Annotated in this window: 20 protein-coding genes; 1 reads left to right on the top strand and 19 read right to left on the bottom strand. The window is 66.8% G+C overall.

Features of this window, described 5'->3' with window-relative positions:
- Positions 1-85: 85 nt before the first annotated feature.
- From C811_RS05755 to rpe, 8 genes are all read right to left on the bottom strand, one after another.
- Entirely contained in the window at positions 86-1,714 is a 1,629-nt protein-coding gene (locus C811_RS05755; protein WP_016308564.1) for a DAK2 domain-containing protein, read from the bottom strand.
- Positions 1,715-1,794: 80 nt separating this feature from the next.
- Positions 1,795-2,142 (bottom strand): Asp23/Gls24 family envelope stress response protein, encoded by a 348-nt coding sequence (locus C811_RS05750; RefSeq protein ID WP_016308563.1) that lies wholly within the window; start codon positions 2,140-2,142, stop codon positions 1,795-1,797.
- Positions 2,143-2,460: 318 nt separating this feature from the next.
- Positions 2,461-2,652 carry a 50S ribosomal protein L28 gene (rpmB, locus tag C811_RS05745; RefSeq protein ID WP_016308562.1) on the bottom strand — a complete coding sequence of 64 codons (192 nt, stop codon included), beginning with the start codon at positions 2,650-2,652 and terminating at the stop codon, positions 2,461-2,463.
- Between the two features lie 88 nt (positions 2,653-2,740).
- A complete protein-coding gene (locus C811_RS05740; RefSeq protein ID WP_016308561.1) occupies positions 2,741-3,460 on the bottom strand; it encodes a zinc ribbon domain-containing protein in 720 nt (239 codons plus the stop codon).
- Positions 3,461-3,551: 91 nt separating this feature from the next.
- Positions 3,552-4,472 carry a Nif3-like dinuclear metal center hexameric protein gene (locus C811_RS05735; protein WP_016308560.1) on the bottom strand — a complete coding sequence of 307 codons (921 nt, stop codon included), beginning with the start codon at positions 4,470-4,472 and terminating at the stop codon, positions 3,552-3,554.
- A gap of 110 nt (positions 4,473-4,582) precedes the next feature.
- Complete coding sequence (locus C811_RS05730) at positions 4,583-5,398, bottom strand: histidinol-phosphatase HisJ family protein (RefSeq protein WP_016308559.1); 816 nt, start codon at positions 5,396-5,398, stop codon at positions 4,583-4,585.
- Positions 5,399-5,406: 8 nt separating this feature from the next.
- Positions 5,407-6,603, bottom strand: a complete 1,197-nt coding sequence (locus tag C811_RS05725; RefSeq protein WP_016308558.1) for a cysteine desulfurase family protein — start codon at positions 6,601-6,603, stop codon at positions 5,407-5,409.
- Between the two features lie 5 nt (positions 6,604-6,608).
- The gene (rpe, locus tag C811_RS05720) at positions 6,609-7,316 is read right to left on the bottom strand and encodes a ribulose-phosphate 3-epimerase (RefSeq protein ID WP_016308557.1); all 708 of its coding nucleotides are present in this window, start codon (positions 7,314-7,316) and stop codon (positions 6,609-6,611) included.
- A 114-nt stretch (positions 7,317-7,430) separates the two neighbouring features.
- On the opposite strand from rpe, the gene C811_RS05715 reads away from it, so the two are divergent.
- Positions 7,431-7,892 (top strand): methylated-DNA--[protein]-cysteine S-methyltransferase, encoded by a 462-nt coding sequence (locus C811_RS05715; RefSeq protein WP_016308556.1) that lies wholly within the window; start codon positions 7,431-7,433, stop codon positions 7,890-7,892.
- Between the two features lie 184 nt (positions 7,893-8,076).
- On the opposite strand, the gene C811_RS05710 is transcribed toward C811_RS05715, so the two are convergent.
- From C811_RS05710 to C811_RS05660, 11 genes are all read right to left on the bottom strand, one after another.
- Positions 8,077-9,402, bottom strand: a complete 1,326-nt coding sequence (locus C811_RS05710; protein ID WP_016308555.1) for an ABC transporter substrate-binding protein — start codon at positions 9,400-9,402, stop codon at positions 8,077-8,079.
- A complete protein-coding gene (locus tag C811_RS05705; protein ID WP_016308554.1) occupies positions 9,399-11,987 on the bottom strand; it encodes a hybrid sensor histidine kinase/response regulator in 2,589 nt (862 codons plus the stop codon). Before C811_RS05705 ends, C811_RS05710 begins: the two co-directional genes overlap by 4 nt.
- A gap of 580 nt (positions 11,988-12,567) precedes the next feature.
- A complete protein-coding gene (locus tag C811_RS05700; protein ID WP_016308553.1) occupies positions 12,568-13,566 on the bottom strand; it encodes an NAD(P)H-dependent glycerol-3-phosphate dehydrogenase in 999 nt (332 codons plus the stop codon).
- A 170-nt stretch (positions 13,567-13,736) separates the two neighbouring features.
- A complete protein-coding gene (locus C811_RS05695; protein ID WP_016308552.1) occupies positions 13,737-14,447 on the bottom strand; it encodes a glycerol-3-phosphate acyltransferase in 711 nt (236 codons plus the stop codon).
- A gap of 3 nt (positions 14,448-14,450) precedes the next feature.
- Positions 14,451-15,764, bottom strand: a complete 1,314-nt coding sequence (gene der, locus C811_RS05690) for a ribosome biogenesis GTPase Der (protein ID WP_016308551.1) — start codon at positions 15,762-15,764, stop codon at positions 14,451-14,453.
- A gap of 58 nt (positions 15,765-15,822) precedes the next feature.
- A complete protein-coding gene (locus tag C811_RS05685; protein WP_016308550.1) occupies positions 15,823-17,508 on the bottom strand; it encodes a DUF512 domain-containing protein in 1,686 nt (561 codons plus the stop codon).
- Positions 17,509-17,515: 7 nt separating this feature from the next.
- Positions 17,516-18,388: a 4-hydroxy-3-methylbut-2-enyl diphosphate reductase gene (gene ispH, locus C811_RS05680; protein WP_016308549.1), complete on the bottom strand. Its 873-nt coding sequence runs from the start codon at positions 18,386-18,388 to the stop codon at positions 17,516-17,518.
- 2 nt (positions 18,389-18,390) lie between these two features.
- Positions 18,391-19,293, bottom strand: a complete 903-nt coding sequence (locus tag C811_RS05675) for a lysophospholipid acyltransferase family protein (protein WP_016308548.1) — start codon at positions 19,291-19,293, stop codon at positions 18,391-18,393.
- Positions 19,294-19,479: 186 nt separating this feature from the next.
- Positions 19,480-20,151: a (d)CMP kinase gene (gene cmk, locus C811_RS05670; RefSeq protein ID WP_016308547.1), complete on the bottom strand. Its 672-nt coding sequence runs from the start codon at positions 20,149-20,151 to the stop codon at positions 19,480-19,482.
- Entirely contained in the window at positions 20,151-21,485 is a 1,335-nt protein-coding gene (aroA, locus tag C811_RS05665; protein WP_016308546.1) for a 3-phosphoshikimate 1-carboxyvinyltransferase, read from the bottom strand. The genes cmk and aroA overlap by 1 nt, the downstream gene beginning before the upstream one ends.
- Entirely contained in the window at positions 21,475-22,692 is a 1,218-nt protein-coding gene (locus C811_RS05660) for a prephenate dehydrogenase (protein ID WP_016308545.1), read from the bottom strand. The genes aroA and C811_RS05660 overlap by 11 nt, the downstream gene beginning before the upstream one ends.
- Positions 22,693-22,816: the final 124 nt, after the last annotated feature.

Below are 22,816 nucleotides of genomic sequence, written 5' to 3'. Positions count from 1 at the left end.
TCCAGTGGACTGTCCCGCCGAGCGAGGACTGTCCGAGCGACTGGGTATGCCGCCCGTTCTGCGCCCCCGAGGGATTTCGAGCATGTTACTCAACTGAGAAAACAATGGGGTACAGAGGCTGCTCGCCGCGCTGGGCGTCAACTTCCAAGTCTTCGTAAACCGCCTCGATCTCGGTCACGAGCGCCTCCAGATCCTCATCGCCGTAGCCCTCGCCAGCCAAAAGCGTGCACGTGTCGGCGCCTTCGGCATCCATCTTCGCGAGCAGCTTGAGCACCGCGCCGTCGATGGAATCGTCCACCGCCTCGATAGAGCCGTCGGCAATGCCGATGACGTCGCCTTCAACGATGGGATTGCCCTCGGCGTCCTTCGAGTCGCGGGTGGCCCAAGTGACCTCGCCGGTCTTCACCGCGGCAGCGGCCTCGGCCATCTCCTCCACATTGGTCTCCAAGGAAGCGTCCTGATCCACCGAGAACAGAGCCGAGAAGGCCTGGGGCACCGACTTGGTGGGCACCACAGCGCAGGAAACCTCGGCGAGCTCGGCGGCGGAGTTGGCCGCCATGATGATGTTCGAGTTGTTCGGCAGGACGATGACGGCATCGGCGTTCACCGAGCCAATGGCATCGAGCAAGTCCTTCGTGGAGGGATTCATGGTCTGGCCGCCCGAGACGACCACATCGACTCCGAGGCTCTTCAAGATGGCGGCGTTGCCCTCGCCGGCGGCCACGGCCACGAATCCGAGGGGCTTGCGCTGCGCCTCCTCTTCGGCGGCGAGCTTCTCGGTGCGCTCGACCGACTGCATCTGCATATTGTGGATGAACACCTCGGACACCTGGCCGCGCTCGAGGAAGTAGGCCAGCACCTGATCGGGATGATCGGAGTGCACGTGCACCTTGAACTTCGGCACGTCGCCCACGCACAACTCGCAATCGCCCATGGTGGACAGGAAATTCAGCGCCTCCTCGCGGTCGAGCGTGTCGGAATCGACGAGGAACTCGTTGCAGTAACGGTACTGCGAGCCCTCCCAGTCGTTCACCTGCTCGATCTCCACCTTCGGATGCGACGCGCGGCCAAAGGACAGCTCATCGACCATGGTGCCCGCCCGACCCAAAAGCGCTGCGGTGAAGGCATCGAAGATGATGGCGAGACCGAAGCCGCCGGCGTCCACCACGCCGTGCTCCTTGAGCACGGGCAGCAGATCGGGGGTGCGCTGCACCGATGCGTACGCCTCGGCCACGATGGCATCGAGGGCCTCCTCGGTGGAAAGCCCCTCCTCCTCGGCGTTCCTCGCCGCTGCGGCCGCATCGCGCAGCACCGTGAGGATAGTGCCCTCCACGGGCTTGCGCACGGCCTGGAAGGCCACTTCCACGGCCTTGGCGAAGGCGGCGGAAACCGATGCGGTGTCGAAGACGTCGTAGCCTTGGCTGCCCTCGCACAGGCCGCGCAGGATCTGGGAGGTGATGACGCCGGAGTTGCCGCGAGCGCCCATGAGCGCGCCGGTGGTAATGGCTTTGCGCACCTCGTGCGCGCTGGCGCCGATGGCGAGGTTGGCCACGTTGCCCACCACGCTCTGGATGGTCAGCGACATGTTCGTGCCCGTGTCGCCGTCGGGCACGGGGAACACGTTCAGGCGGTTGACCTCCTCCTTGCGCTCGTCGAGTGTCTTGGCGGCGGCGGCCACGGCATTCAGGATATTGTTGGAAGTGTAAGTAGACATAAGCGTTTGATGCTCCTTCAAGGGCGACGCGATGCGAGCCGCCTCCTCGCGGCCCCGCCGGCACCCGGCTCAAGTGGGGGCTAGCGACGCACCTTGACGTCCATCACGTGCACGTCGACACCGGCCAGCGGCACGCGCGCGTATTCCTTCAACGCAAAGCTGACCTGATCGATAAGATTGCGCGACACCGTGGCGATGTTGGTGCCGTACTCCACGATAATATAGAGATCCACGTGCACGCCCTCGTCGAGGCTGTTGACCACCACGCCGCGGCGCAGGCGGCTGGCGGGGAGAATCTTCGCGATGCCGTCGGCGGCGTTCGGCGCGCACACGCCCACCACGCCGTAGCACTCCATGGCGGCATTGCCGACCAAATCGGCCAGCACGTCGTTGGCGACGTGCAAGTTGCCGGAAATCGCAGAACTCATGGGAGGTATCCTTTCCTCTGAGTTTTCACATACGTTCGTGCAAAGAGTATAGCGCAAGGAAGATAGCGGCGCGGTTACCCGCGGTTGACCGTCGGGCATATTCCACAATCACCCGCGACTCCCGCAGGCCCTAAGGGGCGGCTTGCCGCACTTCGCCTGCACGCCCTTCGCAGGGCGGGCGCAGCCGCCGGACGCTTCCCGTCGCTCTGGAAAACGCTCGGGCGGGACGCTTCCCTTTCCATAGGCGACCATTGCACAAACACGAAAAGCCCGCAAGGGCGGGCTTTCGGGGTTCGAGCACTTCAGGGAAGCGAGCTGCTAGGCGCGCTCCACCTTTCCGGCCTTCATGCAGGAGGTGCACACGTTCGCGCGACGGACATGGCCCTTCGCATCGCGAATGGTGATCTTCTGGATGTTCGGACGGAACATGCGGTTGCTCACACGATGGGAGTGGCTGATGCTACGACCAGCGACGGGGTGCTTACCGCAAACTTCGCAAACCTTCGACATTGCTATCAACTCCGTTAAACCAAATTACTTGTTTAAGACACAGCCTTGTTAATATACCACAGCCCCACAGGCTGTTACAAGAAAAATTTTACGCGATCACTAAGAGACGTTTGCAGGACGGACAAATGCCCAGGGGGGCCTGGCCGCGCAGGTCGATGAGCCGGCCGCCTTCGATGGGCATGCGGCACACGCCGCAGCGGGAGCCGTCGAGCACGCCGACGGACACGCCGCCCGAGCGGGCCGCGATGCGGTCGTAGCTGCGCACAAGCTCGGCATCAACCTTCGCCTCCACCTGGCCGCGGCCGGCCTCCAGCTTGGCGATGGCCAGCTTCAAATCGCCGCCCTGCTTCTGAAAGGAGTCGATGGCCTGCTGCTCCTTGGCCGCCAGCTCCTCCAGCGCGAGCACGATCTGAGCCTCCATGGCTGTGATCTTATCAAGCTCGGCCTGCACGCCGATGCGCTCCTCGGCGATGGTGCCGCGGCGGCGCACGATGCCGGCGAGCTCTTTGGTACGGGCCTCCACGTTGCGGAAATCGCCATGGGCGGCGTCGATGGCCGCCTGCACGCCGGCCTCCTTCTTGGCCAGGGAGGCATCCTCGTCGTCAATGCGCGTGATCTTCCTCGCCGTGACGCGCTTCAGCTCGGCCACCTTCTCGGCCTTCGCCTCGATCTCCGTCGTCTTCTCGCGGGCCGCCACGATAATGGAACGCTGGGGCAAGTCGTCGAGCTCCTTGGTCAGGCGCTTGACCTCCAGATCGATGCGCTGCAGCTCAAACAGGCCTTCGATGTCCTCGCGCGTCGCTTCCATGGGCGTCTCTCCTTCAGATCGGATGAATACCCGACAATGATAGGCGAAAACACCGTCGTTGAGGGACGAGACCGAAAAAATCTATTTCGCGCTACACGCGAACGGCCTCGGGATACCACCAGTTGTCGCTCTGGTCGACGAGCACGATGGCCTCGGGCGGCACACCGACGCGGTCGAGCGCCTCGGCCAGCACGGCGGTCAGCGGCAGCTCGCTCGCATCGTGACCGAGCTCGATGACCGCCAGCCCTGCCTGGGAGAGCTCAAGCGCGCTGTGGTACTTCATCTCGCCGCACACGATGACGTCGGCGCCGGCCGCCAGGGCCGCCGCGCCGGTATCGCCCGCCGAACCGGTGCAGGTGACCGCTCGGCGCACCGCCGCCTCCGGATCTCCCCACACCCGCGGGGCACGGCCGAACACCGCCGTGCAGCGTGCGGCCAAACGTCCGAGGGTCTCGGGCGCATCGCCGTTGGCGGGCACCTCGCACACCTGGCCGTAGCCCTTGCGACGCGACGAGGAGAGCGGCTCGGCGAGCTTGCCCGTGAACTTCAGACCGAGCATGCCGGGCAACACCCGGGCGGCCGCAGGACTCACATCAAGTGCCGTATGGAAATCCATGAGGGCCACCTGATGGCGGATAGCCGCCCACACCCCGGCTCCAGCGCAGACCGCCGTACTCGCCTCAGGGGCGAAGGCGTCGGGTGCGGCCAAGTAGGCGGGATGGTGGGTGAGCAGCACGTTGGCGCCGGCAGCGGCGGCCTCGGCGATAGCGGCTACCGTGGGATCGAGGGCCACGGCCACGCGGGTCACCGGCAGCGACCGCTCCCCCACCAGAAGCCCCGTGCGATCCCAGCCTTCTGCATCCTCGGCGGGAAACTCCTTGAGCAAGGCAGCCTCGAGCGCGCCCACGGTCATGGAAAACGACTTTCTCGCCAGCTCGCTCGTGCCGCGCTTCGAAAGCGCATCCTTCTTCGTCGGAGCGCCGCCGCGCCCCCCTTTACTGAACAGACCCATAGCGATCAGCTTCCTTCGACGCTCAGGCCCATGCGCATGCACCGGCCCTCGACTTTCGTTTCACAGGCGCATTGCCGAACTGCTCGGAGGCAGAGCGGGCGACGCGCACCTCACTCGATGGTAATACTTCGGCGGTCCCCCGTGGCTGTCGGGACGGTAACGCTTCTATAGCCCGCCTCGTACATGAGGTCGTAGGCACGGCGGATGTCGCGGGCCACGTTGGCCGGATCGTGGGAGTCACAGCCCACGGTGCAGGGCACGCCGGCTCGGCGAAACGCCGCCAGCAGGGCCGGGGCCGGGAACATCTCGGCGCAGGCGTAGTAGGCCCCCGACGTGTTCACCTCCACCATGCGCTCGCCGGCCCGAGCCGCCTCGGCCATGGCCTCGTAAAAGGGCCCCAGATCGAAGGTCGGGTAGAAGCCGAACTTCTTCGCCAGATCGGGATGGCTCATGGCGTCATAGGGGTTCGTTCGATTCGCTGCGGCCTCGCACCACAGCTCGCCGTAGCGCCGCCAGATGGCATCGGGGGCGCCGGGTTCCTCCCAGCGGCCGCGCTGGGCCGGGTCGTCGAAGGCCCAGCCGTCGATGAAGTGCACGCTGCCGAGCTTGAAGGCGAAGGGGGCCAGAGCAGCCTCGTCCAAGGCGCGGTCCTCCAAGTCGCCCAGATAGTCCATCTCGGTGCCCACGATGAACTCCACCGAGGGATGGGCGGCGCGAGCCTGCTCGATCTCGGCCAAGTAGCGCGGCAGGTTCTCCTCGGTCATGGAGAGATAGCGATCCGGGTCGAAGGCTGCCGACAGCGGGAAGTGCTCGGTGAAGGCAAGCGTGGTCAGGCCGGCGGCAGCTGCGGCGTCGGCATATTCCGCCACAGAGCCGACGCCGTGGCCGGAGTACACGCAGTGGCAGTGGGTGTTGACGAGTTCCATAGCTCTCCTTACCAGTTCAGAACTTTTCGGGCGGCCCTCGCCAAGGCGTCGATGTCCGCCTCGGTGGTATAGCGGCCCATGGAGATGCGCAGGGCGTTGAAGGCGATATCCCCGCTGATGCCCATGGCCTTGAGCACATGGCTCGGTTCCAGGGAATGGGACGAGCAGGCACTGCCCCCGGCCACGCAGAAGCCGAGCTGATCGAAGCGCAGCACCATAGTCTCGCTCTCCCACTCGTCGGCCAGCACGTGCACGATGTTGGGGAGGAAGTCGCGGCTGCCCGGATCCACCTCCACCGTGGCCTGGAAGCCGTCCAAGCCCCCGAGGGCCCCGTACAGCTTGTCGCGCAGAGCCCGCAGGCGCGCCGATTCGTCCTCCTCGCGGGCCGCAGCCGCCTCGCAGGCCGCGGCGAAACCGACGATGCCGACCACGTTCTGGGTGCCGCTGCGCCGACCGCCCTCCTGGCCCCCGCCGAGCAGGAACGGGGCAAAGGGAGTGCGGGCCTTGAGGTACAGGGCGCCCACCCCCTTCGGGCCGCCGATCTTGTGGGCCGAGAAGGAGGCGGCGTCCACACCGAGCGCCTCCATGTTCAGGGGCATCTTCCCCAGGGCCTGCACGGCATCGGTGTGGAAGAGCGCCCCGGTCCTGTGGGCCAGAGCCGCCAGCTCGGCGATGGGCTGGATGGAGCCCACCTCCGAGTTGGCGGCCTGCACCGACACGAGCACCGTGTCGGGGGTGAGGGCCTCTTCCAGGACGCGGGCCTCGATGAAGCCCTGGCGGTCGGGGCGCAGGTAGGTGACGCGCACGCCCTCGGCCTCCAGGCGGCGGCAGGGGGCGAGCACCGCGTCGTGCTCGATGGCCGAGGTGATCACATGAACGGGACGATTGCCCCGACCGGCCAGGCGCCGCTGGTCGCGGGCGGCAGCCACGAGCCCCGCGATGGCCGCGTCGTCGGCCTCGGTGGCCCCGGAGGTGAACACGATCTCGTCGGGACGGCGGGCCCCCAGGGCGCGGGCCACGCGGCGTCGGGCATCCTCGAGCAGGTCGAAGGCCGCCCGGCCCAGACCGTAAAGCCCGTTGGCGTTGGCGTTCACGGCCAAGTTCTCCGGGCCGGGCACCTGGAAGGGCTCCATGGCTCGGGCCGCCTCCTCGCACAAAGGAGCGGTGGCGGCGTAATCCAGGTAGACGGGAAGCTGCGCATCCATAGGGCCTACGCCTCCCCGCCGGCCAGGGCGGTCAGGCGCGCCACGTCGGCTACCGCCTGCACCGTCTGCAAGGCGAGCGCCGGGTCGGCGGCCTTGAACACGGCGTTGCCGCACACGAGCACGTCGGCGCCGGCCGCGGCCACAAGCGGGGCGGTAACCTCGCCGATACCGCCGTCCACCTGGATGAGCATGGACTCGTTGCCCGCCGCCCGGGCACGGGCCGCCACCTCGGCCACCCTCCGATCGCTGCCGGCGATGTAGCTTTGACCCGAGAAGCCCGGCTCCACCGACATGACGAGCGCCATGTCCAGCCGGTCGATGACCGGATCCAAGGCAGATACGGGGGTCTTGGGCTTCAGGGCCGCGGCGGCCTTGCACCCCGCCTCGTGGATCATCGCCACGGCGCAGACGAGCTCGTCGGCGGTGAGCGCCTCCGCATGCACGTTCACCAAATCGGCCCCGGCGTCGATGAACCAGGGGATCTCGGTGAGGGGGTTGTCGATCATGAGGTGCACATCGCAGACGAGCGAGGTGGCGGCTTTCAGCTGCTTCAAAAGCGGCACGCCCATGGTGAGGTTCGGCACGAAGTGGCCATCCATCACGTCGATGTGCACGAAGCCGGCCCCCGCGGCCTCGATCATGGCAATGTCGGCCCCGAGGTTCATGAAGTCGGCGGACAGAATAGAGGGGGCGATTCTCACTGGTTGGTACATGGCGCATCCTCATCTCGCGAAGTTCCAGTGACGCTATTCTAGCGCACCAGTCGCAAGCGGCGGCGTATAATGGGCGACAGCGGCAAACCTGCATCCCAAGAGCGAGGAGCGCCCGTGGCCTGCGACGCACGCACCTTCTTCACCTACCCCACCGCCTTCGGCCCGGTGACCATCGGCGCCGACGGGACGTCGGTCACCGCCATCGTCCTCGGCGAGGCGGCCCTTCCCGGCAAGCGCCGCCCGAGCGCGGTGTCCAATCGATGCGCCACCGAGATCATGGAATACCTTTCCGGCAAGCGGACGGCCTTCACCGTGCCGTGGGCAGCCGCGGGCACCCCCTTCCAGAAAGAGGCGTGGGAAGCCGTGGCGCGCATCCCCTACGGTCAGGTGCGCACCACCCGCGAGCTGGCCGGTGCCCTCGGCGCGCCCGAGTCCTTCCGCACCGTGGGCGCGGCCGTGAGGAAGAGCCCCCTGGCGCTGATCATCCCCACGCACCGCATCGTCACGGCAGCCGGCAAACCCGTCAGCCCCGTAGCAACCGCCCTTCTGAACCTCGAACGGCAAAACGCTCGGTAGCGGATAGCGCCTCTCTTTTTTGGCACGAAAGTTCGTTTTCGGTGCACGAAGCAGCACCTATCCGATTTTTTTCCGTCGATATGCATCATTTTCGCATCATAAACGGCGAGAAGCGGGCTGCTGGCACGGCGTTCTGCACCAGAACCGAACTTTTGCACCAGAATCGACGGTGCCGACCTACAGCCTATGCCGCGAGCGCCGCGTCCTGCAGCGCGTCCAGCTTCGCCATACACTCGTCCACCGATGCGCCGGCCAAAAGGTCGCGCACGATAAGGCACACGTTGCCCCATTGCTCCACGTCCATGGCGGCGTTGGAAGCCAGCACGTAGGTATCGGCCTGCACCAGATCGTTCAGGGGCCGTAGCGGCTCTGCGCAATCCACGACCACGTTCTTGGAGGGCGAGATAACGCGGTTCGTCTCGGCGTACAGCCGCAGGGCCTCGTCGGAGAGCATCACATCCATAGCCGCCAGGGCCTCCTCGCCGTGCTCGGCATCGGAGGCCACCCCGTAGCCGGTCATGGACAGCACGGGCATGGGACCGCGCTCGCTCGGGAAGCCGATCACCTCCATAGCGAAAGAGGGGTTGCCGTAGGCGGTATCGGTATTCGCCGCGCCCCAGTAGGCCACCACCATGGGGCTCTTCCCCGCCATGAAGTCAGCTCCCTCGCCGGCCCCCTCGAAGGCCTCGCTCCTAAGTGCGTTGCCCGCATCGATGTAGCCGGCATCCACCAGCTTCTTCAGAAACTCGAAGCCCGGGCGCATGTAGTCGCTGTAGCGGGCCTCGCCAGCGTTCAAGGCGGCCACCTCGGCCTCGATGTCGCCGCCGTTGTACAAATCGGCGTAGGCCTGGGCGAAGACGAAGGTCTCAAGCCACCAGCGGTTGGCCCCTAAGGGCACGTCATAGCCCTTCTCCTTCAGAACGCGGCAGGCCGCGAGAAACTCATCCGGGGTGCTCGGCAGGGCAAGCCCGCATTCCTTGAAGATGTCCTTGTTCACGAACAGGCCGTAGGCCACCACCTCCTGGGGTATGGCCACCAGCTTGCCGTCCACGGTGTTGGACACGCGCACCTCCTCGCGCAGGTTCTGGGCAGAGGAGAGCCCCGACAAGTCGGCAAGCTTGCCCTCGGAGCCCAGGGCCACAATGACGTCGGAGTTCAGCAGGTACAGATCGTCCCTGGCGCTGCGCACCCGATCGAGGCACACTTCATCATAGGTCTTATCCTGGTAGTCCTCGGCGGTGTAGGTGCGGTAGGCCACGGTCAGGCCCAGGGCCTGCTCGGCCATGGCGATGGTCTGGTCGCTGGCGGTGCGGGCTGTGTTCTCGGCATCGGGGCTGACCTTCTCCATAGGGCTGAAGAAGTTCACCACCGGGCCGTCGTCGCCCTCATCGTGCACGGCCAGATTCCGCGTCCCCTCGCCGCTCCCACAGGCAACCAGGGTCAGGGCCGCGAAGACCGCCACGGCACCGCTGACGATGCGGCGGCGCAGGCTCCCACGCTGCTGGATCATGACCGTCCTTTCTCGACAAGGAGATCGACGACCCGCTTCAAGTCGCCGATCTCCAAAGGCTTCGCCACATGGGCGCTCATGCCGGCGGCAAGGGCCGCCTTCTCGTCCTCGACGAAGGCATCGGCCGTCATGGCAATGATGGGGATGGTGCGGGCATCGGGGCGCTCCAGAGCGCGTATGGCGCGGGTCGCGGCGTGGCCGTTCATCACGGGCATCTGCACGTCCATGAGGATGGCGTCGAACTCCCCGGGCTCGCAGGTCTCGAAGCGCTCCACGGCGAGCCGGCCGTTCTCCACGATTTCCACCGTGGCGCCCTCCAGCTCCAGCAGCTCGCTCAGGATGCCGGCATTCAGGAAGTTGTCCTCGGCGGCCAGGAAGTGCTTACCCTGAAGGACTGCGTCGTAGGCCGCGGCCGCGTCGGCTTGCCCCGCTCCGATGATGTCCTCCACCTTGCGCCTTAAGGTGGAGAGGAAGAAGGGGCGCGTGAGCACGCCGGCCCACGGCGGCAGGGTCAGGCCCTCCTCCACATCGAAGTTGTGATCCAGCACGAACACGAGGGGCACCGACCGATCGTCGGCCGCCCCTGCCGCCGAGCGCAGGGCACCGGCCGCCTCCAGGCAAGCGGAGCCGAGCACGTCGCAGCAGATGAGGACGATCTGGTAGCCGCCCGTCGGCGCGGCCGCCTCGGCTCGGGCGAGGGCCTCCTCCACCGACGGCACCGCATCCACCCGCACGCCGGTGCCCTCCATCTGGCGCTGCGCGGTCTCGCGGCCGGCGGCCGTGGGATCCACCACGAGCATGGCGTCGATGTCCTGCGAACGCCAGAAGAAGCCCTGGGCCTGCTCGTCGGGAATGCGCAGCTCCAGATCGACTCGGAACAGCGAGCCGACCCCTTCGGTGCTCTCGGCCTCGATGGTGCCGCCCATGAGCTCCACGAGACTCTTGGTGATGGACATGCCCAGACCCGTGCCCTGCACCTTGTTGGTGGTGCTGTTCTCGGCCCGCGTGAAGGAATCGAAGATAGTGGCCAGAAACTCCGGGGTCATGCCGTAGCCGTCGTCCTCCACCTCGATGCGGATGCGCTCGAACTGGCTGGAGTGCTGCGCCAGGCCGATGAAGCGCAGGCAGATATGCCCCCCTTCCGGGGTGTACTTCACGGCATTGGACAAGAGGTTGATGAGGATCTGGTTCAGGTGGGTCTCATCCCCGATCACGCGCTCGTGGTTCACGCCCGCGATCTCGGTGCGGAAGGTCTGGTGCTTGTCGCGGGCCATGGGACCGATGATGGACTCCACGGCCACGAGGGAGTCGCCCAAGTTGAACTCGGTCAGGGTCATGGTGGCCTTGCCGCTCTCGATCTTGGAGATGTCGAGCACATCGTTGATGAGGTCGAGCAGGTGGCGCCCCGAGGCCATGATCTTGCTGGCGCAGTCCCGTACCTTAGCCGGGTCATCGGCCTCCTTGGCGATGATGGTGGTGAAGCCGAGCACCGCGTTCATAGGCGTGCGGATGTCGTGGGACATATTGGCGAGGAAGGCCGACTTCGACTCGTTGGCCACCTCGGCCGCCTGGAGGGCCCGAGTCAGCTGCTCGTTGTGAAGGGCCCGCTCCGCCTCCTGGGCCTTCTGCAGCTGGAGCTGCCGGCGGCGATTGTAGGCGTAGATGACGACGCACAGCACGAAGGCCGCCACTGCAATGGCGATGACGAGGGCGATGGCGGTGTTGACCGCGTCGGCTTCCTTCTGAATGGCAGTCATGGGCACGTAGCCTACCAGATAGGTGGTGCCCCCGTTGATGGACCACAGGTAGCACAGCGAATCGCGGTCCTTCACCTGGTGGGCGAACATGACGGAGGACTTGTCGGCGATGCCGCCCTCCACGAGGGCCAGCGTCTCCTCGTCCAGCACGTTGTTGGCCCGGTAGAAGTCCTCCAAGTTCAAATGCCCCGCATCGCGCTCCCCCATGCCCGCAGGCTTCAGCACGAAACGCTCGCTCGTGGCATCCATCAGGTACAGAACCGCCTGCTTGTCGTAGAAGCCCTCGGGCAAGGATCGCTCGATGGCGTCGTAGACGTACTCGGCGTACAGAGTGCCCACCGTCTCGCCATCGCGCTCGATGGGGCAGGCGATGGTGTAGGCCCAGGTGCCCAGATGGTTGACATAGGACTGGGAGATAGGCAGCCCCATAACCGTGCCGCCGGCGGAGAAATCGAGATCGGCGGGACTGAACGGCTCGCCGTCGTTGGAGATCCCCTCGCTCGCGCCTGCGGGCACCACCGACAGCTTGGCCGTGGTATCGTTGTTGCGCAGGTTGAGGATGTAGGCCTCGGGATCGGGTGCCGCGGCGATCTCCTCGGCGATGAGCTCCTGGAACTCCGCCTCGCTGCGCATAATGGCCTCGACGGTGTTCTCGATGAGGTTCAGATTCTCGTTGAGGTTCTGAATAGCGGCTTCGGACATATCGTCGTAAGTCTGCCGCGCCACCCCGTAAATGGAGGCGCCCATGGCGACGAAGATCGCAAGGACGACGATGACCCAACGGCCAAAGGCCCTCTTATGGCCGTTCTTCGCTTCGCTTTCCACCACAGCCTCCTCCTCATTCGAGCATTTGATAACGGTACGGTATCAGAGGGAAAACTGCAAGAGCAAAACCGCCGCTCCCCTGGTGACAGGCAATTTCTCCCATAAAAAAAGCGACCCTCCGGCAGGGGAACCGGAGGGCCGCAACGCAGTACGCACGGAGGAGAAGGGGAAACGTGCGCATGGACTTGGTTTCCGCCGCGAGGGTTTTGAGAGAGAGGAGAGAGGAGGGTTCACGCAGGAGACGGTGCGACGGAAGCTCTGGGTATGTTGTCAAGATCCGCGCGGATCGGATTCGCTTTCGCGCCCTCCCCGCTCGGCTGATGACAACAATAAGGCCTTCTCGCTTCCCCAATAGCGAGAAGGCCCGTCGGTTGCGCCGACGTATGCGCATCGTTTACCAGGCGAAACCTGATAATGCAGGTGAACAATTCAGTATTGGAGAAGCAGGCGCGAGATGCGGGGCGGGGGTCCGCGCGCAGTTCCGCAGCGAACGGAAATGCCCAGTGGGCATTTCCGCCGAGCGAGGACTGTTTGAGCACGGCGCCCCCACCCCGCATCTCGCGCCGGACGACCCGCAATCAGCCTAGTAGAACTCGGACTTGAGGGGCCGGTCGATGAGGGCGGCGGCGGCCTCGCGGGGGCTCACGGCCTCCCACACCACGCTGCGTACCGTGTCGGTCAGGGGCAGCTCCACCCCGTAGCGCTCCTCCAAGGTGCGCAGGGTCTTGCAGGCGATGGCCCCTTCCACCACCATGTGGGTCTGGGCCGTGAAGTCGTCCAGGGTAAGGCCCCGGGCCACGTACTGCTCGCCGAAGCGGCGGTTGCGCGAGTGCTGGGACATGCAGGTGACCACCATGTCGCCGGCACCCCCCAAACCCATGCAGGTGAGGGCCTCGCCGCCGGCAGCCACTACCATGCGGCTCATCTCGGCCAGACCGCGGGTGATGAGCAGGGCCGCCGTGTTGTCGCCAAATCCCATGCCGTAGCTGATGCCCACGGCGATGGCGATGACGTTCTTGAAGGCGGCGCACAGCTCCACGCCCACGGGATCGTCGGAGGTGTAGGTGCGGAAGAAACGGGTGGCGAACAGATCGCGGAAGAACAGCGCCGTCGCCTCCGAAACGCTGGCCACCACGGCGGCCGAGGGCTTGCGGCAGATGACCTCCTCGGCATGGGTGGGGCCCGACAGCACCGCCAGGCGCTCGGGCGCTCCCAGCTCGGCGGCGAAGGTGTCGATGGGCAGAAGACCCGTTGCCTCTTCCACGCCCTTGGAGCAGATGACGATAGGCGTATCGGGTGCGATCAGCGCAGCCAGATCGCGGGCCACAGAGCGCAGGGCCGCCGACGGGGTCACGACGACCACGGCCTCGGCGCCCTCGCACGCCTCGGCGTAGTCTGAGGTGGCGCGGATGGCGTCGGGCAGGCGGTAGTCGGACAGATAGCGCGGGTTGCGATGCTCGGCGTTGATCGCCCGGGCCACCTCGGCCGTGCGGGCCCAGAGCATCACGTCGTGCCCGGCCTCGGCCAGCACCAACGCCAGTGCCGTCCCCCAACTGCCGGCTCCGATAACGGCTACTTTCATGATCAGTTCCTTCCTCGTAAATCCCCGCCCGTCGGGACCACGCGGTATTCTGATTCGCTCAAACAGTCCTCGCTTTGTGAAACAGGACGTTTAGTCCTGTTTCAGTCGCTGCGGAACTCGCTCGGTCAGAACACCCTGTGTTCCCTCTACGCCGACCATGGTTGAAAATTTTATTGTGCGACCTTCTTCTTGCTGCCGATGCGGTTCTCGGTGCCGGCGCGCAGGCGGCCGATGTTAGCGCGGTGAGCCCAGATGACCACCAACGCCGTGGCCAAGATAATGACCCACGCCACCCAATTGCCCCAGTAGAAGTAGAGGCCCAGAAGCGGGCATACCACCGCGGCGGCGATGGAGCCGACAGACACGTAGCGCGTGGCCAGCACGCCCGCAGCGAACACGGCCACCTCGATGAGGAAGCCCACGGGCCCGTAGACGAACAGCAGGCACGCGGCGGCCACGGCAATGCCCTTGCCGCCGTGGAACTTCAACCAGGGGCTGAAGATGTGGCCCAACGCGCAGCCGGCAAAGGCGAGGGCCATGCAGAGAGCTACGGGGTTCAAAGTCGGATTGGAGGAGATGCCCAGGAGCAGCTCCCCATCGGCGGCGGCAATATCCATGGGCACCCCGGCCACCGCCGGCGCGAACACGTAAGCCGCCAGCCATCCCGACAAGAGCCCCTTCCCGAAGTCGAGCGCGAACACCGCAGCGCCCCCGGCTTTCCCCAGCGTGCGCATGGCGTTGGTGGTGCCGATGTTGCCGCTTCCCTCGTCGCGCAGGTCCTTCTTGAAGGCCAGCTTCGAGACGATGACGCCCCAGGGGATAGACCCCAGCAGGAACGAGACGATGAACGACAGAATCAAGTAGGTGACAACGGTGTCCACGGCCTAGTCCTTCTTCTTGAACTTGAAGCGGATGGGGGTGCCGGTGAGGTCGAAGGCCTCGCGCATGCGGTTCTCCAGGTACCGCTCGTAGTTGTCGTCCACCACATCGGGGCGGTTCACGAAGAACGTGAAGTAGGGCGGGCAGGTGCCGGTCTGGGTGAGGTACTTCATGCGCAGCACGGCCTTGCCCTTCGACACGGTGTGGCCCGTCTCGCGGATGCCGGCAAGCCATGTGTTCAGGCGCGCTGTCGGAATGATGCGGCTGAAGTTCGCGTACACGGTGTCGATGGCGCTCCAGATGCGGTCGACGCGCTTGCCCGTGAGCGCCGAGATGGCCACCACGGGCGCGTAGCCGACGAACGTCATGCGGTCCTCGATGCGCTCGCGAATCTTCTCCTTGGCCTCGGGGCCCTCTACGATGTCCCACTTGTTCAGCACGATCACCATGGCGCAGCCGCGCTCGGCGGCATAGCCCGCCACGCGTTGGTCCTCGTTGGTAAGCCCCAGGGTGCCGTCGATGACGAGCAGGGCCACGTCGGCCCGGTCGATGGCGCGCATGGCCCGCACGAAGCCGTAGTACTCCACGTCCTCGTCGATCTGGCTCTTGCGGCGCAGGCCCGCCGTGTCCACGATGCGGTACATCTGGCCGTCGTGCTCCACCAGCGTGTCGATGGCATCGCGGGTGGTGCCGGCCACGTCGCTCACGATAGAGCGATCGTTGTTGGTGAGCTTGTTGGTCAGCGAGCTCTTCCCCGCGTTCGGGCGCCCGATGATGGCCACGTTGATGGCCTCCACCTCTTCCTCGGGGGTGAGGTCGCATTTGCGCAGCTCGGCCACCACCTCGTCGAGCAAGTCGCCGGTGCCGTTGCCGTGCTGGGCGCTCACGGGCCACGGGTCGCCCAGGCCGAGCGCGTAGAACTCCCACACCTCGTCCATGCGGGCGGGGTTGTCCATCTTGTTCACGGCGAGGAACACGGACTTTTTGGCCTTCTGCAGGATGCGGGCCACCTCCTCGTCGTCGGTGTTGATACCGGTCTTGCCGTCCACGAGGAAGATGATGACATCGGCCTCGCGGGCGCCCTCGAAGGCCTGGGAGCGGATGGAGCCTTGGAAGGCGTCGTCGCCGCCCATCTCGATGCCGCCGGTGTCGATGAGCATGAACTCCACGCCGTTCCAGTCGGCCTTGTGGTAGCTGCGGTCGCGCGTGACGCCGCGCATCTCGTGGACGATGGCCTCGCTCGTTTGGGCGATGCGGTTGACCAGCGTCGACTTGCCCACGTTCGGGCGGCCGACGATGGCGACGATTGGCAATGCCATGGCAGGTTCCTCTTCTATTCGCGCGGCGGGGCGGCCGCGGTACGGGGCTCGCGAGAGCCTATGCGACGTTCTCGGGCTCGATAAGCGCGATGATCTCGGGCAGGTAGTCGAGCGGGTTACAGGATACCACGGACACGGGCGCTCCGGCCGCGTTTTCGATATCCTGCACGGTCATGTCATCGAGCGTGATGCCGTCGTCGTTGAAGATGACGCTCGGAATGAGGAACAGCTCGCCTGCGGGGGCTTGTCCGGAAGGCGACGGCGGGTATTCCAATTCGCTCAGACAGTCCTCGCTCTGCGGAAATGCCCACTGGGCATTTCCGTTCGCTGCGGAACTCGCTCGGTTGGAACACCCGCCGTCGCCTCCCTGCTCAACCTTGGGTAAGCTGCCCTCTTCCTCGCTGGGGGCTTTTTCCATCCCTATCTCGGTCTTGATTGCGGCGGCTATGTCGCAGCCGCAGAGGAGGCCGGTTACGTTCACGTTGCCGCCGAAATAGTCGTTTCCCACGGTGAGGGGAACGAGACGGTCGGCGAGGGGGCTGCGCTCGATCATCGCGTCGAGGAAGGGCTGCATGGCCTCGCCGATAATGTAGCGGGCCTGGAGGTTGCGACTCGCCAAGGCGTCGGCGGCGCGGGCGGCCAAGCCCGATGCTACGGCCTCGTCGAACTCGTCCACATAGGAGCGCACGATGCCGATGCCGTCCTCGAACATGTCGTAGTCGCCGTAATCGCTCGCCGGCGGGATATGGGCGGGAGTGTCCGCGCCGTAGGCGTTCACGTAGAACTCGTCGGCGGCGAATACCCACGGCCCTCCCCGCTCGGCGCGGGCGCGCTCCTGAAAGGGGGCGATCACCTCGATAACGCCGCGGGCCGCCTCGGGGGTCGTGAAGCTCTCGTGCAGCGCGGTCTGGTGCTTGGTGAAGCCCAAAGGCACGATGCCCACGTTCTGGATGTTCGGCCGCGCCCAGGCCCATTCCAAAGTCTCGCGCAGGGCATCGCCATCGTTCACCCCCGGCATGAGCACGATCTGCGCGTGGGTCTGGATGCCAGCGGCGAGCAGGCGATCGAGGGCATTCAGGCCATGCTGGGCGTGCCGGCCGATCATGGAGCGGCGCAGGTCGGGATTGCTCGCGTGCAGGCTCACCCGCAAGGGGCTGATGTGCTGCTCGATGATGCGGGCCTCGTCTTCGGGCCTCAGGTTCGTGAGCGTGACGAAGGTGCCCGACAAAAAGCTCAGGCGGAAGTCGTCGTCGCGCAGCACGAGCGAGGAGCGCACGCCCTCGGGCAGCTGGCGCATGAAGCAGAACACGCAGGCGTTGCGGCAGAGCTTCACCTTATCGAAGAGCACGCCGTCGAACTCGAAGCCCCAGCGCTCCCCCGGCTCGCGCTCCAGTTCCACTTCGCCCGCTTCGCCATCTTGGTCGATGTAGCCAACCGCTATGGCATCCTCGGCCGCGAGCCACCGCCAATCGATGATGTCGCGCACAGGCTGGCCGTCCACGGTCGTGAGGTAGCAGCCGGCCGTGAAGCCCGCGTCGTCGGCGGGGCTCTCCGGCTCCACGGCGGCGATGGGCGCCACGGGACCGTCCCAGGCTGCGGCCGCCGCCTGGGCAGGGGTCAAGGCGGCAGCGCCGCAACCGGCGCAGGGCGCGCTGGGACCGGAGGCGCCGGCACCTGCGTCGGAGGCAGAGCCGCAAGCAGCCTGCGCCGCCCGCTCGATGTCCTTGCCGGGATAGGTGGCCATTGGCTGCCTACAGAGTCTTCAAGAAGGCCTCCACGGAGGCGATCTGGTTCTCGGGCGTGGAGGCGCCGGCCGTGACGCCGATGCGGCGGCAGCCGGCGAAGGCCGTCGCGTTCAGCTCGTCGACCGACTCGATATGGAAGGTGCGCGGACAGGTAAGGGCGCAGACCTCGGCCAGGCGCGTGGTATTCGACGAGTTGCGGCCGCCGATGACCACCATGGCGTCCACGGCCGCAGCCAGATCGGCGGCGGCCTCCTGGCGCTGGCGCGTGGCCGAGCAGATGGTGTTCTTCACGATGGGATCGAGCCCCTGCTCGCGCAGGGCGGCCACCACCGCTTCCAGGTTCTCCTTGCGCTGGGTGGTCTGGGCCACCACGCCCACCGGATCGTAGAGCCCCGCGGGAATCTCGCCGGGGCCGGCCACCACATCCACCTTGCCGCCGGCCTGACGGGCCCAGGCGGTGAGCCCCTCCACCTCGGGGTGCCCCGCCTCGCCGAGCACCACCACGCGGCAGCCCTCCCGGGCCAGCTCGGCCGCGGCGGCCTGGGCGCGGGACACATGGGGGCAGGTGGCGTCCACCACGGAAAAGCCGCGCTCTTCCACCGCCGCAAGCACCTCGGGCGTCACCCCGTGGGAGCGAATGACCACGGCCGGTGCCCCGTCAGCGGCCGCTGCGTCGGTTCTGGCCGCGGCGGGAATGTCCTCCACCGACGCCACGGCCGCAGCGCCCCGGGCCGCCAGCTCGTCCACCACCTGAGGATTGTGGATGAGCGGCCCCAAGGTGTAGGCGCGACCGCCCGCCTCGATCACCTCGGCGGCCATGTCCAGGGCCCGCTGCACGCCGTAGCAGGCCCCAGCCCGTTTCGCGCGAATCACTTCCATGGCTACTCCCCCTCGCCTTTCTCGGCACCCTCGGCCTTAGCGGCGGCCCCCACGGCCTTGGCCTCTTTCTCGGCCCGCACGGTGCGGGCGGCGCAGGCCAGCTCGTCGCTTGTGTGGCGCGGGATGGGGTGCTCGGCGAACACCGGCGCGTAGTCGCGGGTCTCGGGGAACAGGGCCACCATGTCCACGTCTTCGGCAGGCACGCGGTAGAACAGGGCGAAGCTCTCGCGCATGGCGTACCAGGTGCAGGCCTCCACGCGCTCCTCCTTGGGCAGGAAGTCGAAGTCCGACACCAGGATGGGGTCGCCGTAGTCCACGGTCACCTTCGGGAAGCGCACGCGCTCGCCCTTGTTCTTGATCTTCTCCACGCCGCGCACGGTCATGGGCAGGATGGGCACCTTCGCCATGCGGGCGATGACCGAGACGCCGGCGTGGATGGAGGCCACCCGGTCGGTCTTGCCGCGACGGGTGCCCTCGGGCAGAATGCCCACGAGTTCGTCGTTCTTCAGCATGCGCACGGCCCGCTTGATGGAAGTCATGTCAGCCGTGTCGCGCTTCACGGGGAAGGCGCCCACCCGCGAGAGAATCTGGCCGAGCAGACCGCCGGCGTTGCCGAACAGCGTATCGCGGCCCATGAGGCGCACCCACTGCTTCGGGCGGGCGGCCAGGTACATGAACACCACATCGAAGAACGAGGTGTGGTTGCAGATGACAAGCGCGCCTTCGGCCCCTTGGAACGCCCGCAGCTTTTGGCGGTTGTCCACGCGGTAGCGGAACAGCAGCTTGCACAGCCCACCGATGACGATCCAGGCCAGGTTGCCGAACCAATGGGGAATCTCGCGGGAACGGTCGCGGCCGCCCAGGTCCATGTCCCACATGTCGGAGTATTTCAGAAAGAGACTCATAGGATTCCATTCCGTCGGTTTCCAAAAGAGCGACTCCCCCAAAGTCGGGCTGCGGGGCAATGCTCAGTCGCTCAGACAGTCCTCGCTTTGGAGAACAGGACGTTAAGTCCTGTTCTCGTCGCTGCGGAACTCGCTTGGTGAGCACAGCCCCGCATCCCTCTACGCACTTCCTTCGTCGAGCCGCTCCTACATCTTCTCCCGTGCCAGGGCGCAGATCTGGTCGATGACCTCCTCGATGTAGTGGCTCGTGGAGTCGATCTGCACAGCGTCTTCAGCAGCGCGCAGGGGCGCGGTAGCCCGGGAGGAGTCGGCCGCATCACGGCGGCGCAGGTCGGCCAGCACCTCCTCGTAGTCGATGGAGCCGATGCCGCGGTCCACGTTCTGGCGCACGCGGCGATGGGCCCGCTCCTCGTCCGATGCGGTGAGGAACACCTTCACGGCCGCATCGGGGAACACCACGGTGCCGATGTCGCGGCCCTCCACCACGTAGTTGCCGGCATTGCCGATTCTGCGCTGCTGTTCGAGCAGGGCGGCGCGCACCGAGGGGGCAGCCGAGGTGGGGCTCACGGCGCGATCGATCTCGGCCGTGCGGATGGCATCGGTCACCTCCGCATCCCCAATGAACACGCGCTTGGGCACCGGGTCGCCCTCCACGTGGCCGAAAGCGATATCGTAGGTGCGGGCGATCTCGCCCAGAGCCGCCTCATCGTCGAGGGAGACGCCGTTATGCAGCGCCTGCCAGGCGATGGCGCGGTACATCGCGCCCGTGTCCAGACAGGAGAAGCCGAGCTCTTTGGCCACGGCCTTGGCCACGGTGGACTTGCCGGCCCCGGAGGGCCCATCGATGGCGACGATCATTAACGCACCAGCTCCTTCAGGTCGGCGAGGAAATCGGGGTAGCTCACGGCCACGCAGGTAAAGTCGGTCACCGACACCGGCACGCGCCCGCAGGCGCCCACGAGCGCCCAGGTCATGGCCAGGCGGTGATCGCCATGGGAGTTGAACACGAGGCCCTCGGGTACGGCAAGGTCGGGGTTGCCCTCGATGAACAGGTCGTCGCCCTCCTCCCAGGCGTCCACCCCCAGCTGGGCCAGGCCCTCGATGATGGCGACCAGGCGGTCGGACTCCTTCACGCGCAGCTCGCCCACCTCGTGGAACACCGTGATGCCGCGGGCATGGGCCGCCACGAGCGCCAGCACCGGAATCTCGTCGATGACCGACGCGATGTGCTGGGAGGGTACCTCGCAGCCGCGCAGAACCGGCGTGAACTGCACGCTCAGGGTGCCGCGGGGCTCCTTGCCCTCGGCGCCGCGGTAGGACTCCTCGATGGAGGCGCCCATGCGCTCCAACGTGCGCACGAACCCGATGCGGGCCGGGTTCAACGACACGTTCTCGATGGCGACGGAGCTGCCGGGCGTGAGCAGGGCCGCCGCGGCGATGAAGGCGGCCGAAGAGGGGTCGCCCGGCACCACCACGTCGGAGGCGAGCATCTCGGCGGGGCCCTCCACGCCGGCCACGCGGGTGCTGGCCGTGGTGGGCACGTTGAACTCGGGCAGCATGAGCTCGGTGTGGTTGCGCGAGGGCGCGGGCTCGGTCACCGTGGTGATGCCCTCGGCGAAGGTGCCGGCCAGAAGCACGGCGGTCTTCAGCTGGGCCGAGGCCATGGGGCTCGCGTACTCGATGGCCCGCAGGCGGCGGGTGCCGTGCACCGTGATGGGCAGGTGCTCGGGGGATTCCGGCTCGAAGGTGGCGCCCATCTTCGCGAGCGGGGCCACGATGCGGCGCATGGGGCGCTTCTGCAGGCTGGCGTCGCCGGTGATGGTGACGGCGATGTCCCACGGCGCCACGATGCCCATGAGCAGGCGGGCGGTGGTACCGGAGTTGCCGCAGTCGATGGGGGCCGCAGGCTGGCTCGGGCCTTCCGCGCCCCAGCCGGTCACCGTGCCGGCCAGCGTGCCGTCGGCTTGGGCGCGCAGATCCACCGTGGCGCCCAAGGCCTCCACGGCGCGGATGGAGGCGCGCACGTCCTCGGAATCGAGCACGCCCTCAAGATGCGAGGTGCCCTCGGCCATGGCGGCGAAGAGCACCGCGCGGTGCGAGATGGACTTGTCGCCGGGCACTCGGCAGGCGCCCGAGAGCGCGCCGCCCAGAGGCTCGATGGTGGTGTAGGGAGGCAGGTTCTCAGTCGACATGGGCGTACTCCTTCGGCATAATCGGACTGAACGATACGGAGAAACCGGCGTTGATCAGCTGCAGCGACAGCGCGCCCACGTCGCCCTCGTCGGTAAGGATGAGGGAGAGCACGGCGTTGCCCTCGCTGATGTGGTCGATGTCGATGGATTGTATATTGCAGCCCACCGACGAGGCGATGGTGCACACCTCGGCCACCACGCCGGTGCGGTTCACCATGGGGATGCGCACCTCCAGAAGCTTCTCGGTGGAGGGCACCCAGGCGGCCGGCAGCGCCCGGCGGGCGTCGGCGGCCTCGGCGAGCAGGCGCGTGAAGGTGTCGCGGTCGCCCGCGGCCAGGGCGTCGGCGAACGAGCCGATGATGGCGGCCATCTCGGCCAGGCCGTCGCGCAGCGCCTCGGCGTTGTCGAAGGCGATGCCGCACCACAGCTTCGGGGATCCGGCGGCGATGCGCGTGGTGTCCTTGAAGCCGCCGGCGGCCAGGCGCATGATGGAACCGGTGTCGTCGGCATGCGCGCTGGCCAGCTGCATGAGCGAGGAGGCCACCATGTGGGGCACGTGGCTCACGATGGCCACGGCGGCGTCGTGCTCCTCGCGGCGCAGCGACACCACGCGGGCCTCCAGACCGCACACGAACTCGTGGAGGTGCTGGAAGTCCTCGGGGGCGGTGCGCTCGTCGGGGCAGAGGATCCAGTTCGCGCCCTCGAACAGATCGGCGCGGGCCCCGGCGATGCCGCTCTGCTCGGAGCCGGCCATGGGATGTCCCGGTACGTAGCGCGCAGGCGCGGGCAGAAGCTCTTCGGCAGCGGCCAGGATGTGGCCCTTGGTGGAGATGGTGTCGGTGACAAGCCCCGTATAGCCCCAGTCGCGCAGGCGGGTGAGGTAGTCGTCCACCGCCGCCACGGGCGTGGCGATGACCACAAGCTCGCAGGGGCCTTCGACGAAGGCGCGGAAGGCCGCGTCATCGGGGCCGGCCGCCTCGGCGCACCAGCCGCGCTCCACCGCCGTGGCGCAGGTGGCCGCGTCGGTGTCCACGCCGAAGACGCGCACGCCCGGCATCTTGGCCGCCAACGTGGCCGCCAGCGAGGCCCCGATGAGTCCCAGGCCGATAACGGCCACGGAGGCGAAGGGGGCCGCGGCGGCCGCAGGGGCATCGGCCGCGCACGCCGCCTCGGGTGCGGCGTCGTTCAATGCATCAGAATCAGTCATGAAAATGAGAGTCCTACTCGATCAGGTACCAGTCGCCTCCCATTGTATACGAACGAGGCCACCCCCACCCCGCGATTCGCCCAATCCCCGCGAACGACGGAGGACGAGCGGGGCCCGCGCCCGG

The organism is Adlercreutzia caecimuris B7, from assembly GCF_000403355.2.
GTDB lineage: Bacteria > Actinomycetota > Coriobacteriia > Coriobacteriales > Eggerthellaceae > Adlercreutzia > Adlercreutzia caecimuris.
This window is presented reverse-complemented; position numbering and strand designations above follow the sequence as displayed.

Bases quoted from the DNA above. Each gene is read 5' to 3' on its own strand.
- C811_RS05660 (WP_016308545.1), bottom strand. From the start codon at position 22,692: ATGACTGATTCTGATGCATTGAACGACGCCGCACCCGAGGCGGCGTGC.
- C811_RS05710 (WP_016308555.1), bottom strand. From the start codon at position 9,402: ATGATCCAGCAGCGTGGGAGCCTGCGCCGCCGCATCGTCAGCGGTGCC.
- C811_RS05725 (WP_016308558.1), bottom strand. From the start codon at position 6,603: ATGGATGCGCAGCTTCCCGTCTACCTGGATTACGCCGCCACCGCTCCT.
- cmk (WP_016308547.1), bottom strand. From the start codon at position 20,151: ATGATCGTCGCCATCGATGGGCCCTCCGGGGCCGGCAAGTCCACCGTG.
- rpe (WP_016308557.1), bottom strand. From the start codon at position 7,316: ATGTACCAACCAGTGAGAATCGCCCCCTCTATTCTGTCCGCCGACTTC.
- aroA (WP_016308546.1), bottom strand. From the start codon at position 21,485: ATGTCGACTGAGAACCTGCCTCCCTACACCACCATCGAGCCTCTGGGC.
- C811_RS05675 (WP_016308548.1), bottom strand. From the start codon at position 19,293: ATGAGTCTCTTTCTGAAATACTCCGACATGTGGGACATGGACCTGGGC.
- der (WP_016308551.1), bottom strand. From the start codon at position 15,764: ATGGCATTGCCAATCGTCGCCATCGTCGGCCGCCCGAACGTGGGCAAG.
- C811_RS05735 (WP_016308560.1), bottom strand. From the start codon at position 4,472: ATGGGTCTGTTCAGTAAAGGGGGGCGCGGCGGCGCTCCGACGAAGAAG.
- C811_RS05685 (WP_016308550.1), bottom strand. From the start codon at position 17,508: ATGGCCACCTATCCCGGCAAGGACATCGAGCGGGCGGCGCAGGCTGCT.
- C811_RS05700 (WP_016308553.1), bottom strand. From the start codon at position 13,566: ATGAAAGTAGCCGTTATCGGAGCCGGCAGTTGGGGGACGGCACTGGCG.
- rpmB (WP_016308562.1), bottom strand. From the start codon at position 2,652: ATGTCGAAGGTTTGCGAAGTTTGCGGTAAGCACCCCGTCGCTGGTCGT.
- C811_RS05755 (WP_016308564.1), bottom strand. From the start codon at position 1,714: ATGTCTACTTACACTTCCAACAATATCCTGAATGCCGTGGCCGCCGCC.
- C811_RS05740 (WP_016308561.1), bottom strand. From the start codon at position 3,460: ATGGAAGCGACGCGCGAGGACATCGAAGGCCTGTTTGAGCTGCAGCGC.
- C811_RS05750 (WP_016308563.1), bottom strand. From the start codon at position 2,142: ATGAGTTCTGCGATTTCCGGCAACTTGCACGTCGCCAACGACGTGCTG.
- C811_RS05730 (WP_016308559.1), bottom strand. From the start codon at position 5,398: ATGGAACTCGTCAACACCCACTGCCACTGCGTGTACTCCGGCCACGGC.
- ispH (WP_016308549.1), bottom strand. From the start codon at position 18,388: ATGGAAGTGATTCGCGCGAAACGGGCTGGGGCCTGCTACGGCGTGCAG.